At 40.8% G+C, this 13,725-nt stretch carries 11 protein-coding genes and 1 pseudogene; 5 read left to right on the plus strand and 7 right to left on the minus strand.

The genetic code is table 11. The annotated features are described in order from the left end of the window. Positions 1–34 precede the first annotated feature (34 nt). Together AWM71_RS07590 and AWM71_RS07595 are read right to left on the minus strand one after the other, a co-directional pair. The gene (locus AWM71_RS07590; protein WP_060777368.1) at positions 35–547 is read right to left on the minus strand and encodes a ComE operon protein 2; all 513 of its coding nucleotides are present in this window, start codon (positions 545–547) and stop codon (positions 35–37) included. 169 nt (positions 548–716) lie between these two features. Further along, complete coding sequence (locus tag AWM71_RS07595; RefSeq protein WP_060777369.1) at positions 717–1,130, minus strand: pyridoxamine 5'-phosphate oxidase family protein; 414 nt, start codon at positions 1,128–1,130, stop codon at positions 717–719. A 218-nt stretch (positions 1,131–1,348) separates the two neighbouring features. Between AWM71_RS07595 and glyA the strand changes: the two genes are divergently transcribed. Continuing rightward, positions 1,349–2,590 (plus strand): serine hydroxymethyltransferase, encoded by a 1,242-nt coding sequence (gene glyA, locus AWM71_RS07600; protein WP_060777370.1) that lies wholly within the window; start codon positions 1,349–1,351, stop codon positions 2,588–2,590. A 79-nt stretch (positions 2,591–2,669) separates the two neighbouring features. Here the strand turns inward: glyA and AWM71_RS07605 are convergent, their stop codons facing one another. After that, entirely contained in the window at positions 2,670–4,352 is a 1,683-nt protein-coding gene (locus AWM71_RS07605) for a hypothetical protein (protein ID WP_060777371.1), read from the minus strand. Positions 4,353–4,496: 144 nt separating this feature from the next. On the opposite strand from AWM71_RS07605, the pseudogene AWM71_RS08515 reads away from it, so the two are divergent. The 4 genes and pseudogenes from AWM71_RS08515 to lexA all read left to right on the plus strand — a co-directional run. Further along, positions 4,497–4,622: pseudogene (locus AWM71_RS08515) on the plus strand (ATP-binding protein DrrA1-3 family domain-containing protein); the annotation flags it as partial. Beyond that, a complete protein-coding gene (locus AWM71_RS07610) occupies positions 4,615–5,901 on the plus strand; it encodes an ABC transporter permease (RefSeq protein WP_060777372.1) in 1,287 nt (428 codons plus the stop codon). The pseudogene AWM71_RS08515 and the gene AWM71_RS07610, both read left to right, overlap by 8 nt. A gap of 154 nt (positions 5,902–6,055) precedes the next feature. Further along, positions 6,056–7,723: an Rqc2 family fibronectin-binding protein gene (locus AWM71_RS07615; protein WP_060777373.1), complete on the plus strand. Its 1,668-nt coding sequence runs from the start codon at positions 6,056–6,058 to the stop codon at positions 7,721–7,723. Positions 7,724–7,802: 79 nt separating this feature from the next. Beyond that, positions 7,803–8,414: a transcriptional repressor LexA gene (gene lexA / locus AWM71_RS07620; protein WP_060777374.1), complete on the plus strand. Its 612-nt coding sequence runs from the start codon at positions 7,803–7,805 to the stop codon at positions 8,412–8,414. A 119-nt stretch (positions 8,415–8,533) separates the two neighbouring features. On the opposite strand, the gene AWM71_RS07625 is transcribed toward lexA, so the two are convergent. The 4 genes from AWM71_RS07625 to obgE are packed head-to-tail and all read right to left on the minus strand — an operon-like array spanning position 8,534 to position 13,718. Then, a complete protein-coding gene (locus AWM71_RS07625; protein WP_060777375.1) occupies positions 8,534–9,046 on the minus strand; it encodes an adenine phosphoribosyltransferase in 513 nt (170 codons plus the stop codon). 2 nt (positions 9,047–9,048) lie between these two features. Next, the gene (gene recJ, locus AWM71_RS07630; RefSeq protein ID WP_144428647.1) at positions 9,049–11,367 is read right to left on the minus strand and encodes a single-stranded-DNA-specific exonuclease RecJ; all 2,319 of its coding nucleotides are present in this window, start codon (positions 11,365–11,367) and stop codon (positions 9,049–9,051) included. A gap of 41 nt (positions 11,368–11,408) precedes the next feature. Continuing rightward, complete coding sequence (gene rnz, locus AWM71_RS07635) at positions 11,409–12,329, minus strand: ribonuclease Z (protein WP_060777377.1); 921 nt, start codon at positions 12,327–12,329, stop codon at positions 11,409–11,411. Positions 12,330–12,383: 54 nt separating this feature from the next. Further along, positions 12,384–13,718, minus strand: coding sequence for a GTPase ObgE (obgE, locus tag AWM71_RS07640; RefSeq protein ID WP_060777378.1), 1,335 nt, complete (start codon positions 13,716–13,718; stop codon positions 12,384–12,386). Between the last annotated feature and the right edge of the window lie 7 nt (positions 13,719–13,725).

Below are 13,725 nucleotides of genomic sequence, written 5' to 3' on the forward strand. Positions count from 1 at the left end.
GTGCCTGTACTTATGAGGTAATCTTTCTGTCTCACTATTCATCTTTTGAAAAATCCGCAGAAATCTTCTGCTTCTCTAAATTTTCTTGGTTTTGTTCAGTTAACTGGTCAAAGAAAGTCGCTCCAAGTTCTCTTTTAACGATCTCTACATGTGCCTTAGCCAATAATTCTATCGCATAGGGATGATTATGGTAATCATATAAATAAGTCACTTTCTTAATACCTGCTTGAATAATCTGCTTAGTGCATTGCAAGCAAGGAAAATGAGTCACATAAATATCTGCATTCTCTGTTGATACCCCAAACTTGGCACATTGAATGATGGCGTTCATTTCAGAATGAATCGTCCGTACACAATGACCATCTTCGAGATAACACCCTTTATCTATACAATGCGTCTCTCCGCTAACAGAACCATTATAGCCACCAGCAATTATCCGATTTTCTCTGACAATAACAGCTCCCACCATTAAACGATGACAAGTCGATCGCATAGATAAGACCAAAGCTTGTGATAAAAAATATTGGTCCCAAGGAATCCGAACCATGAGTCTCCCTCCTTTATCTTCCAAATTTAGCTTATTGTATCACGAAATTTTCAACAAGCAATAATAAGTTCACCCAAGACTCCATATTCTTATCAAAAAAACTTAAAGCCTTTGCAGTTTCTGCGAGACTCTAAGTTTTTTATGATTTCTAATCACATGCGAGCTATTCTTATTTCCCAAAAGAAAAAGTTTCTTTGATGTGTTTTTGAAGGTGTTGATAGGAACCAGTTCCCTCATAAATTTGAAAGGCCTGCACTTTGAAACGTTCCCCCTCATCAGGATAAACATCTTTCACAAAAGGATTATCTTTCAGAATACTTTCAAGGTGTTCCTTACCAATCGCGCGCACTTTTCCGGTTAAACGAATGACTTCTATACCGTCTTCTTTAATCATCCCTGTGACTGCAACGGATGGATTAGCTTCCAACTCTTCATAAAAGTGAGTAGTGGGAGCTGTCATAAAAAAAACGCCCTGCTCATTTGCTACTCCAACGTTTGCGTACCGAGCATCTGCATGTCCCTCTTCATCTACCGTGGAGAACACACATGCGCCTATTTTAGCTAAAATATCCATATATTTCATTGCTATCACTCCTTTTTTATTTTCTTTAGTATACCATAAATTTCCCAAGTATAAGGAGCGCTTTCATTCCTGTTCCTCTCACTTTTTGGTATACGACAATTTCCCTCCTTGATATTCTTCTAAATAAATCGAATTTTCAGCGATAAGCCCTTGCTTTCACCAGATGATTCGGTTTATCATGGGAACATAATTAGCAAAAAGGCAAGGAGGCTTTCTTCATGTGGATAAATGAAAAAAAAGACACTGAAGTATTTGAATGGATTGAAAAAGAAAAAGAACGTCAAGAACAAAGTATCGAGCTTATTGCTTCTGAAAATTTTGTCTCTGTGGAAGTTATGCAAGCTCAAGGGAGCGTTTTAACCAATAAGTACGCTGAAGGATATCCAAGTAAACGTTACTATGGCGGATGCCAAATGGTCGATCATATTGAACAATTAGCCATTGATCGGGCTAAACAATTATTCGGCGCAGAATACGCGAATGTTCAACCTCACTCTGGCTCTCAAGCTAATAGCGCTGTCTTCCAAGCTTTCCTACAACCAGGAGATACTTTCTTAGGAATGAACTTAACCGAAGGCGGTCACTTAACTCATGGCTCTCCGGTGAATTTCTCTGGGAAACTCTACCATGCCATCCATTACGGACTAAACCCTCAAACAGAGCGCGTCGATTATGACCAAGTCAGAGAGCTTGCCCTCAAACATCATCCTAAGATGATTATTGCAGGTTTCTCAGCTTATTCACGTAGCTTAGATTTTAAAAAGTTCAGAGAAATTGCAGATGAAGTCGGTGCTATTTTAATGGTGGATATGTCTCATGTAGCAGGTCTTGTAGCAACTGGACTCTATCCGAACCCGGTTCCTTATGCAGATGTCGTCACAACTACTACCCACAAAACTCTTCGTGGCCCTCGGGGTGGTCTCATCCTTGCCAAAGAAGAATACGGCAAAAAACTCAACTCTGCTATCTTCCCAGGCAGCCAAGGAGGCCCTCTTGAACATGTCATTGCTGCTAAAGCCGTTGCCTTCTACGAAGCCTTACAACCTGAATTTAAGACTTACTGTGAACAAATCATCAAAAATGCGAAAGCCATGGCCGAAGTCTTTACCAGAGATAACCCCGCCCGCCTCATCACGGGAGGCACGGATAACCACCTCTTGTTAATTGATGTGACTGGATTCGGTCTTACCGGAAAAGACGCCGAACATATTCTCGACAGTATTCATATTACGGCTAACAAAAATACAATTCCTAATGAAAAACAAAAGCCCTTTATTACAAGTGGAATTCGGATCGGAACACCTGCTATCACCACACGTGGATTCAAAGAAAAAGAAGCTCAACAGGTCGCTGAATGGATCATCACTGCTTTGGAAAATCCTAAAAATTCAGCTATATTGAAACAACTAAATGATGAAGTTCTCGCCCTAACCACTCGCTTCCCTCTCTATGAAAAATAAAATTTTTCAAAAAGCAGGCAGTCGCCCTAAAAGACGACTGCCTGCTTTTTATATATAGAGATAAAAATTCCTATTCTCCTTATTTTAACAGATCCATTTTCTCTACTTTCCCGTCTTGAGCCACTTGTAACTTCACAGACGTATGAGGCACTAAGAAAGGTAATTCATCATTTAATTGAATAGGCACTTGATAGATGACATTTCCAATCTTCAAATAATAAACCGTATTGCCGTCCTTAACTACTGCTTGGATCTGATCGGCTTGACCTTGGATTTCTTTGAGCTCTCCTTGGTCATGAACCTCTTTAAAGGTGATATGTTTGGCCTTACCGTATTGGCGAATCAATTCTCCCACTGAATTAGCAATCAAAACATTCTGATAGTTGGCCACATCAATTAAGGCATACTGCTTAATCAATCCCGCCTGATCCTTCAAAGATAAGATATATAAAGGCTGGCCGTTCAAATTAATCAGAAGAGGGAAGGTGGCTTTATAGCCCTTCTCTTGAACAGAACCTTCTGCTGATTTCATAGCAGAGTATTCTTCAGCGGCAGTCAATGGGTACATCTTCGCTTCTTTGGTTCGCATATTCACCAAAACAAATCCAATATTCGAAGCATCCGAAACGACTGATGTGACTCCTGTATAAAGATAGATGTCATTATTAATCGGCAAATAATTATAGCCTTCTGTCGGCTTGGTGACCCCTGTTTTAGAGAATTTTGAATTCCAAAAGCCGCCCTTATAGAGGCCATTCATTTGAAGTTGATGGAGGATGAGATCTGAAGAATATACCCGATCAATCCAATGAGGGGCATCCTTTATATCATAAAATTGAGTCTGACCACTCACCGCATCCAATAAGACCACACCATTGACTTCCGGTTCTTTAAAAATAAACCGTTTCCGATAAGTCGTTGCCACATAGTAAGGATGTCCCGTATCGTCTACTTCAAAAGAAGGATGTCCAAACAAAGCAAAAGGATACTTAAACCGTAATCTTCGCTTAGCATTTCTATTCAGTAAATCATCATTGGTGTATTTCATTTTTTCTGGAAGATCAATCAACTGCGTCTCTCCCGAAACCATGTCCACCTGAATATAATTAGGAATACCTTCTTTATAATTGTTCAGCCACTTAAAAAAGCCCGCATATTCCAAAGGGGACACTCGATAGGGACGCCCTTGAATATTAATCTGCGTATAATCACTAGCCGCTTCAAATTGAGAGACAATCTCTGAAAGTTCTCCTAGGCGTCGATTGCCTAATAGAATAGCTGTATCTCGATCAATCAGAGGGATCTGGTTGACATTCGTCTCTGGGAAATCTTCCTTGAAGTCTTTGGTTTGTACATCAATCATATGTGCAAACTGATCTGCCATAAAAAGAGGACTGCAAATCAATTGAACGCCGACATAGAAGACAACTAAAATTCCAAAGGCTTCCAAGAATAGTCGATATTTTTTGGGGAAAGGTCCCTTGTTTTCTACTTTTATTTTTATCTTCTTTTTAAAAAGTGTACCCTCCGTTTGCCAAACGATTCCACCCTGCTTAAAGGTATCAAATAACAATTCAATAACTAAGCTTCCTATGAAAAGCCAGCCCAAAAATGCCCAAAAGGCAAAGGAGGCGTAATTTAACGGTGGAAGAAACAGATAGTAATAGACGCCCATGACAGCTAACCAAATCAGGTAAGCGATAAATCGCCCTTTATTGGAAGAAGACTTGAATGGACGCGAAGAATTGGTAACATCTTTCATAAATGTCCCTCCTTTTCATTCAAGAGTCTTTATATTTCTTTTAGTATACCATAGGGTCACCAAAGAAAGTAAACGATTTCTCCCTTTGAAGAGATTTTGGTTTCACAGTGATTAAGGGCTTGTCAAAGATCACTTGAAAAAACAGACGAAAGCTACGGCAAAATTCTCTTCAATCAGATCACAGGGAGAGAGTACATCACTTGCTTCGATCAACAACCTCCAACACTTGAAGAAATTTTCAAAATGAAAGCAGGTGATCACAATGAATAAACTTTGGATTGTTATCAAACACGTTTACCGGAAAAATGTCGCCAGAAAAGCCTTCATCTGGATGCTTTTCTCTCCTATTATTACCTTAGCTATTTGCTTAGCGATTGGATTTTTCATTGGCAAGTACGAAGGCGAAAAAACAGCTACTGTTGCTCTTGTGGATGCCCCAACCACTCTGCAAGAAAAATTTCAAGCCAACGCCGGCAAGAATACTATTCGAACAGACTTAGATGAAAACCAAACCAAGGAAGCCTTAAAAACAGATAGCATCGATGGCTACCTCGTCTTAACTTCCAAAGATAAAGGCCTGAATCCTACCTTCTACAATAAGACCAACAGTAAAGATATTTCTCTGAAGCCGTTTGAAAATCTTTTAAACGACTTCATCCTTGAACAAAATATTTCAAAACTAGGACTCGATCCCCAGCAATTTAAAGCGATCGCTCACTCGCAAGTACCTATTCAATCAGTCAGCTTTATCTACAAAAATGGCGAACTGGTTCCTGAAATTAAAGAAATGAAAGAAGTCTTCATCCGTAAGGGGATTGCTTATCTGACTTGTTTTATTGTCATGATGTTTATCTTCTCTTATGTGAGTGTCATTGGGCAAGAGATTGCCAGCGAAAAAGGTTCCAAGGTTTGTGAAATCATCCTCTCCTCTATACCTGCTAAGGCCTACTTTTTTGGAAAATTAGCTGCTATTGGTTTGATGGTTGTGACTCAAATTATAATCTATCTGCTGATTGGTGTACTCGTTTGGATGGGATTTCACTTGGATCTCTTCTCCTTGCCAAGTGAATGGACAGAGTTGCTTGCTCAGATTCACTTCAGCCAAGTGCTTCAAGAATCTTTGCCTTCCCTTCTCCTTGGGATTGTTTACGCGGTACTTGGTATTATCATCTACTCCCACTTAGCAGCCTCCTTAGGTTCCTTAATCTCCAAAACAGAAGAGCTTCCAAAAGCTATGATGCCTATTTCTATGTTAGGAGTGATCGGTTTTTACATCGGTATGTTTGCCATAACTTCTACCAATAATACCTTTGTCCGTATAGCCTCACAAATACCTTTCTTTACACCTTTTGTGATGCCTTTCCGCCTCAGCAACGCCTCTATTCAACCGCTCGAAATTACCCTATCCATTGTTTTGTGCTTCATCTTTGCCATGGTCATTCTTACGCTTTCAGTCACTTTCTACAAGAGTAATATCTTAACCACGAGCGATAAGGGCTTTATAGATGCTATGAAGCGTTCTCTTACCCTCTGGAAAACTGAAAAATAATAGCATTGTAAACTTAGCTCCCAAAAAGTTTAAGCTTTTAGGGATCTTTTTGTATTGACAGAGAACGCCTGGTTCTTTTTCAAAAGATAGCTGTCTTCTTTTCACATCTTGTCAATCTTTGTTATAATAAAATTCTAAGAAAGTAGGTGGTTCCATGTCTCTAGATGGATTATTTATCCATAGTCTCACCCAAGAACTTCATCAAGTTCTCTCTAAGGGACGCATCAACAAAATCCAACAACCCTATGACCAAGAAATTCTTTTGACCATTCGTCAAGACCGGCGCACTTATAAATTATTACTAGCTGCCACCCCTTCAGCTCCCCGTATTCAACTCACTCAAAGGGCTTATAGTATTCCTGAAACGCCTCAAAACTTTTGTATGTTTTTGAGAAAACATATAGAAGGCGCAACCATTACAGGGGTTCATCAGTATGAAGCGGACCGCATTGTTTCCGTCGATCTCTGTTGCTATAACGAACTCGGTGATCCCCTCAAACGTCACCTCGTCATTGAAATCATGGGCAGGCGATCTAATATCCTTGTTTTGGATGAGGAACATACCATTATGGACCTCATCACCAAAATTCCGCCAGCCCTCAACCGGTATCGGACGCTGCTTCCAGGAGCGCATTATTGTCTTCCCCCTCAAGCGAACAAGGAAAATCCTTTCACCCACTTGGAAACTTTTCCTTTTGATGAAGAATTATCAAAAGTGTCATTACAAGCTTATTTTATGGGTTTTGGAGCAGACAGTGCCCAAGAAGTCCTCTATCGACTAAAGGGACAGTCCCCTGATGAGCAGGTTCACCGTTTCAAAACTTTTATTCAATCCTTCATGCAACCAAGGCCTTGTCTTACTAAGCAAGATAACAAGGTTCATATGACGGCTTTCCCTTATGAACATCTCCTGGGAGAACGCCAAACTTTCGATAGCCTAAGTCAGTTAATGGACGCTTATTATGATCAAGTCTCTCAATATACTCGCATTAATCAGGTTAGTGAACAATTGGGCCAAGTGGTCAACAAAAAACTCAAACATTGTCAAAAAAAACTCGCCAACCTCGCTAAGGACGAAGAAAAGAGTCAATCTGCAGAAGACTATCAGCTCAAGGGGGAATTACTCACTGCCTCCCTCTATCAACTCCACAAGGGACAAACAGAGGTGACTCTCCCCAATTACTACGCTAATGGTGCTCCCATCACTATCTCTCTTGATCCAGCACTCTCTCCTTCTGATAATGCTCAGAAATACTTCCGGCAGTATCGAAAATATACTCATGCCAAAGAGCATATCGAGGAACAAAAAGCAAAAAACCAAGGAGAAGTGGATTATCTTCTCTCCATCTCTGGCCTACTCACCTACGCAGAAGATAATGAATTACAAGCCATCAAACAAGAACTCATTCTCCAAGGTTACCTGTCTTCTCCTCATCAAAAACGAAAATCTAAAAACACTGCTCCACTCCAACCCAGACACTATCCATCAGTAGCTGGAAATTCCATTTGGATCGGACGCAACAACACGCAAAACGATCAACTCACCTTGAAAAAAGCACACAAAGATTACTATTGGTTCCATACCCAAAATATTCCAGGCAGTCACGTTATCTTAGGAACTGACCACCCCACAGATGAAGAGCTCCTTCAAGCAGCTTCCTATGCGGCCTACTTTTCTAAATACCGCTACGCTACCCATGTACCGGTCGACTATACCCAAGTCAAACATGTCAAAAAACCTAAAGGGGCCAAGCCTGGCTTAGTCAATTACTTTAAACAAACCACTCTCTATGTTTCCCCAACTTCCCCAGATCCTAAGTAAGAATCCGAACATTTGTTTGTAAAATTTCTTTCCTTATGCTACACTAAAGGTAATCTGAAAGAAAGTGATGGTGGTAATAATGAAAGAGCGTCCACTCCAAATTCTTCAATGCATTTATGATAACGTCGAAGAGAAGGGATATCCTCCAACAATCCGTGAAATTTGTGAGTGTGTCGGACTTACTTCTACGTCCACTGTGCATTCTCATCTCAATCGCTTAGAACAAGGAGGCTACCTGTTCAAAGATTCTACAAAGCCACGCGCCTTAGAGATTACGCAAAAAGGTTACAAATTATTAGGCGTTAACCACCAAGGTATCCCTATAGTCGGAACAGTAACAGCCGGCCAACCTATTGATGCCATTGAAGATATTGAAGGCTACTTTCCCTGCCCACCTTCCCTCAACGCCAATGAAGCCGATTACTTTATGCTACAGATTCGCGGCGAAAGTATGATCGAAGCGGGAATTTTAGATGGAGATTACGTGATTGTTCGCCAACAAAATTCAGCTTCTAACGGAGATATTGTCATCGCTATGACCGAAGAAGAACAAGCTACCTGTAAGCGGTTTTTCAAAGAACAAGACTACATCCGACTACAACCTGAAAATTCTTCCATGTCAGCTATTATTCTCAGAAATTGCTATATTCTTGGAAAAGTAGTTTCCCTTTACCGTCCACATACTTTTTAAACGCTCAGTTTTCAATTCTTTTGAATGCTCGCTTATTCATTCCAATAAAAAATCGCATGATTTTTAAGCTCTCTAGTCTACTCATCATGCGATTTTTCTTTTTATTTTTGGGAATTCCCTTAATAAGTCAATAAGCTAAAGATATCTAAATCTTGGATAGCTTCACGTCCCTTGAGGTCTTTTAATTCAATAATAAAAGCAGCTCCAACCACTTTGCCTCCTAATTTTTCAACAATTTCACGGGTAGCATGAATCGTCCCACCCGTTGCCAATAAGTCATCAATGACCACCACTTTTTGTCCTGGGCGAATGGCATCTGCGTGCATTTCAATCTGATTAGTCCCATATTCCAAATCATACTTAAAAGATTCAGTCTCACGAGGGAGCTTACCTGGCTTTCTCGCAGGAGAAAACCCTATATTTAAAGCATAGGCTACTGGACAGCCTACAATAAATCCACGAGCTTCTGGTCCTACGATGAGGTCGGCCCCTTTTTCTTTAGCAAAAGCTGCGATTTGGTCAATCACATAAGAAAAAGCTTCAGGTGACTGTAAAATCGGTGTAATATCTCTAAATATAATTCCTTTCTCAGGAAAATCAGGAATATCCTTAACATAATCTTTTAATTGCATGCTTACTCCTCCTCATAAAGGTAAGACTTAATCGTCTGTATCGTTTGTGTTTGTAATAATTTTTCACTCTTCACTTGGTTTTGCCAGGCTTGCAAATACCGAGACGTTTGCAAGTCTACCTTATTTTGGGAAGTAAAGAAATGAATTTGAGTATTCAATCGTTGAATAAAGCCCACTTCTTCCATTATTTTTAAAATGACTTCTAATTTAGGCTCAGGAAGTTTTAAATAAGCCGCTAAATTAGAAAATTTTCCTTTGAGATCAATCATTTGATGCTGTCTCAAGTAACGATAAACTAAAGTAACCTCTTCTCGTTGAATGCTACCCATTTGACTAATCGGGCGGGCAAGATAGGCAAATAAATAGAGACTATCGATTCTTTTTTCTTTTATAAAACGTTTCAAAGCTTCTAAATTTTTCGGTTGATCGAAAATCACTAACTGACGATAAACAGCCTTAGATTGCTGTAAGTCATTTGGTCCAATGGCTAAAGCTCCACTTGGCAACATGCCTTGATAACGTTCTTTTAAAGTGGGTTCTTCAAAATAATAGTAGGCTTCTTGAACAGAAAAAATTTGTGAGGAATTCTGGGAATGACGCCAGTCAACTAATAAGGGACCTTCTCCCCAAAAATCAATCACTCGGCCTTGTGGGGTAACTCGGCCTTGCCAAGAGTTCAAACTCGCCTCACAGACCACTTGAAGCACTTGGCCTTTCGATAGGTAAGAAGCAGTCTCTCCCTTTCCAAAAGCCACTGCCTCTAGTCCCAGACTTCCTTCTTTTTCACTGAGTTTTAGCTTCAAGGTTTTCTGGTTTTTCCCTAGCGCCCTGGCTTCTATTACTTGAACATCTTTCAATAGAAAACGAGGAACTGGATTATCAGTACCAAACGGACGAAGGCAGTCCAAAGAATGTATCGTTTCTTCAGTAAACTGATCCAAGCTTAGCTTACTATCATAAGTTAGGCGACTTTTCTTTTGGATACAATCATGATCTTCTTTTGCAGCTTCCTTGAGCGCTTTTTGCCACTCTTCAAATTGATCAACAGGAACGGTCATGCCTCCAGCCATAGCATGCCCTCCGCTTTCTGGCGCATAGGCTTTGCCTGCTTGTAAAACTCTAAAAAGATTGACACCTTCAATAGACCTACCAGATCCCTTATAAACTTGGCGATCTTCTAACTTCGTTAGAACAAGGGTCGGCCGATGATACTTCTCTACAAGGCGAGAAGCCACGATACCCAACACGCCTTCGTGCCAACCTTCTTTTTTGACAATAAGTAAATCTTCCAGCTCGTCTAAGGCTTCGACTTGTTGAAAGGCCTCTTGCGTAATCTTATCCACAATTGATCGTCGGGTTTGATTAGAAACTTCAATTTGATCAACTAACGATTTGGCTTCTTCCACATCAAAGGTCGTTAAGAGTTCAACCCCTGGCATAGCAGACCCTAACCTCCCCAAAGCATTGAGCCGAGGGGCCAGTTGGAAAGCCACCGTTTCTTCATTTAGGTTTTTGGGATCTACTCCTACCCGTTGGATCAGTTCCGCTAGTCCTACCCGGTCTGTATTTTGCATAAGCTTGAGTCCCATTTGAACAATGGTTCGATTTTCATCGGTTAAACTCACCAAATCAGCAATGGTCCCAATCGCACACACATCCAAATATTCAGTCGGTAAATCGCCGAGTAAAGCAGTTGCTACTTTCAAAGCAACCCCTACTCCACATAGATCTCCAAAGGGATAGTGTCCCTTTGGATGGCGAGCATGTACAACCGCATAAGCTTCAGGAAGAGTCTCTCCAATCTCATGATGATCGGTAATGATGACATCTACTCCCCGTTCCTTGGCATAATGAATGGCTTGATGACCCGCCACTCCATTATCACAAGTGATAATCAACTGAATGCCTTGCTCAATGTAATACTTGTAAACACTCTGATTAGGGCCATATCCATCTTCGAATCGATCCGGAAGGTAATAAGACACATTCGCTCCTAGAGAGTCTAAAACTTCTACTAAAATCGTTGTCGCTGTAATTCCATCTGCATCATAATCTCCGTATATGAGAATGGCTTCATTATTTAAAATAGCCGTTCGAATTCGTTCAACCGCCTTCTCCATATCATAAAGAAGAAAAGGATCATGAAAAACTTCAGACGGCTTCAAAAAATTCTCAATCGCTTCTTTTGTTTGATATCCCCTACTTAAAGCTAATTCCACCAATAAAGGGGAACACTTCATTTCTTTAGCTAGGGACTGTAAGTCCACTTCTTTGAGGTTTGGAATCTTTTTTTCTTCCCAATCATAAGTTGAATTCAACATCTTGGGCACTGACACCTCCTTATTTATCCTATCTGAAAAATTTAGATCGTGTATTCATCGAAATCTTTCACAACATAGGAGGCCTCAAAAATTTGTCTGGCCCCTTTTTCCAATTCTTGCGCCATTTTTCCAACATAACGCGCTGAAATATGTGTCAAATAAAGTTTGCTAATACCTGCTTTTTTAGCCAATTTAGCTGCTTGACCAGCCGTTGTATGGAAGTAATTATATGCCATCTTCTCTTCTCCAGCCGCAAAAGTCGCTTCATGAACTAATACATCTGCGCCTTCTGCTAAGCGGATACCTTGTGGACAATAGCGAGTATCTCCATAGATTGCAAGAATTTTGCCCTTTCTATCAGGGCCTACAAAATCTTTTCCGTCTAGCACTCTACCATCCTCTAAGGTAATCTGCTTCAAGGCTTTTAATTGCCCTAAAAGTGGGCCATCTGGGACGCCTGCCTCACGCGCTTTATCAATTAATAATTCACCGACCTTATCTGCCTCCACAATTCGAAAACCATACGAAGGCACCGCATGTTCTAAAGTATCATAGGTCACTGTGAACTGGTCATCTTCAAAAGCTACCCCTGTTTGCTCTAATTCAACAAAATGCAAGGGATAGGTTAATTTGGTTTGAGAAACTTTTAAACTGGTTAACACAAACTCCTTCACACCTACAGGGCCATAGATCGTTAGCGGCGTATTTTCTCCCCCTTGAAAAGACCGTGAACTTAAAAAACCAGGGAGTCCATACATATGATCCCCATGAACGTGACTGATAAAAATCTTGGTCACCTTTCGAGGCTTGAGGGTTGTCTTTAAAATTTGTTGTTGAGTGCCTTCTCCACAATCAAACATCCACATCTCATTGCGCTCTTCTAAAAGTTTAAGAATCGTACAACTCACATTCCTAGGCTTGGATGGGACACCAGCTCCTGTTCCAATAAAAGCGAGTTCCATGCAAACCTCCTTTCTAATCCTCAAAAGGAAGGAGGAATACTCCCCCTCTTCCTTCTATTCCATAAATTCAAATTCATAATCCAAAATACGAACAATGTCTCCTGCCTGTGCTCCATGTTCACTGAGCGCTTGATCGACTCCATGATAAGCTAATTTTCGTGCAAAACGTAAAGCACTTTCATGGTATTCCAAGTTTGCCATTTTGAAATCTCTTTCAATAGGCTCTCCTGAAAGCACATAAACGCCATCTTTATCTTGATTAATTTCAAAATAGGGTTCAGGTTCCAAATCTTTTTCCGTATAATTGGCCACTTTTTCTTCTGCTTTCTCCTCCTCTTGAAGGGCATGAAGACGTAAAGTTTCCTCTTCTACTAAACGTGCAGTTTCCTCCATCAGAGCTTCGACTCCTTTATGAGTAAAGGCTGAGATAGGAAAGATAGCTGGCGGCGTCAATTGCGGATAATTTTGCTTGAAATAGTTGCCTAATTTCTCTTGGAATTCTTCCAAATAGAGCTCCCCTTCTGGGATATCCATCTTATTAGCCACGATCAAGGTAGGCCGCGCTAATAAGGCGGGATCATAAGCTTCTAATTCTTTATTAATCGCCACATAATCTTCAAAAGGATCTCGATTTTCAAAAGACCCCATATCGACGACATGCAAGATCACTTTTGTTCGCTCAATATGCCGTAAAAATTGCATTCCAAGCCCAATGCCTTGAGAAGCACCTTCAATTAATCCTGGAAGGTCAGCTAAGACAAATGCTTCTTGGTTTTTGGGGGTTACCACCCCTAAATTAGGATTCAAGGTGGTGAAGTGATAGTCCCCAATCTTTGGATTAGCTCGAGAGACCACAGAGAGGAGCGTCGATTTTCCAACAGAAGGAAATCCTACCAAACCCGCATCTGCTAAAACTTTTAATTCTAACTTGAGCGTGCGCTCTTGGCCAGGCTCTCCGTTTTCTGCAATTTCTGGAGCAGGATTGTTATGGGTGGCAAATTTTATATTGCCTCTTCCGCCTCGACCGCCCTTTGCGACCACCAATTCTTGGCCAGCTTCGACTAAGTCGCCCAAAACTTCTTGACTATCCATATCTGTAACAACTGTTCCAGGAGGGACAGGGACCACGAGAGACTCTGCGCCTCGACCGTACTGACCTTTTGGCATCCCATTCTCTCCGGATTTTGCTTTGAAGTGTTGATTATAACGGAAATCAATTAATGTTCGAAGCCCTTCATCGACTTTGAAGATAATATCTCCTCCGCGTCCGCCATCTCCACCTGCTGGACCTCCATCAGGACGATACTTTTCACGTAAGAAGGCTACCATACCATCTCCGCCCTTACCTGCTTTAACTTTAATTTTGGCGTAATCATAAAAAGTTGACAAGAGTTCC

The organism is Aerococcus christensenii, from assembly GCF_001543105.1.
In the GTDB taxonomy this organism is placed as follows: domain Bacteria; phylum Bacillota; class Bacilli; order Lactobacillales; family Aerococcaceae; genus Aerococcus; species Aerococcus christensenii.

What these genes read in the sequence shown, in the direction of transcription:
- AWM71_RS07615 (WP_060777373.1), top strand. Translation starts at nt 6,056, where the DNA reads ATGTCTCTAGATGGATTATTTATCCATAGTCTCACCCAAGAACTTCAT.
- AWM71_RS07595 (WP_060777369.1), bottom strand. Translation starts at nt 1,130, where the DNA reads ATGAAATATATGGATATTTTAGCTAAAATAGGCGCATGTGTGTTCTCC.
- AWM71_RS07605 (WP_060777371.1), bottom strand. Translation starts at nt 4,352, where the DNA reads ATGAAAGATGTTACCAATTCTTCGCGTCCATTCAAGTCTTCTTCCAAT.
- glyA (WP_060777370.1), top strand. Translation starts at nt 1,349, where the DNA reads ATGTGGATAAATGAAAAAAAAGACACTGAAGTATTTGAATGGATTGAA.
- rnz (WP_060777377.1), bottom strand. Translation starts at nt 12,329, where the DNA reads ATGGAACTCGCTTTTATTGGAACAGGAGCTGGTGTCCCATCCAAGCCT.
- recJ (WP_144428647.1), bottom strand. Translation starts at nt 11,367, where the DNA reads ATGTTGAATTCAACTTATGATTGGGAAGAAAAAAAGATTCCAAACCTC.
- AWM71_RS07590 (WP_060777368.1), bottom strand. Translation starts at nt 547, where the DNA reads ATGGTTCGGATTCCTTGGGACCAATATTTTTTATCACAAGCTTTGGTC.
- AWM71_RS07625 (WP_060777375.1), bottom strand. Translation starts at nt 9,046, where the DNA reads ATGCAATTAAAAGATTATGTTAAGGATATTCCTGATTTTCCTGAGAAA.
- AWM71_RS07610 (WP_060777372.1), top strand. Translation starts at nt 4,615, where the DNA reads ATGAATAAACTTTGGATTGTTATCAAACACGTTTACCGGAAAAATGTC.
- lexA (WP_060777374.1), top strand. Translation starts at nt 7,803, where the DNA reads ATGAAAGAGCGTCCACTCCAAATTCTTCAATGCATTTATGATAACGTC.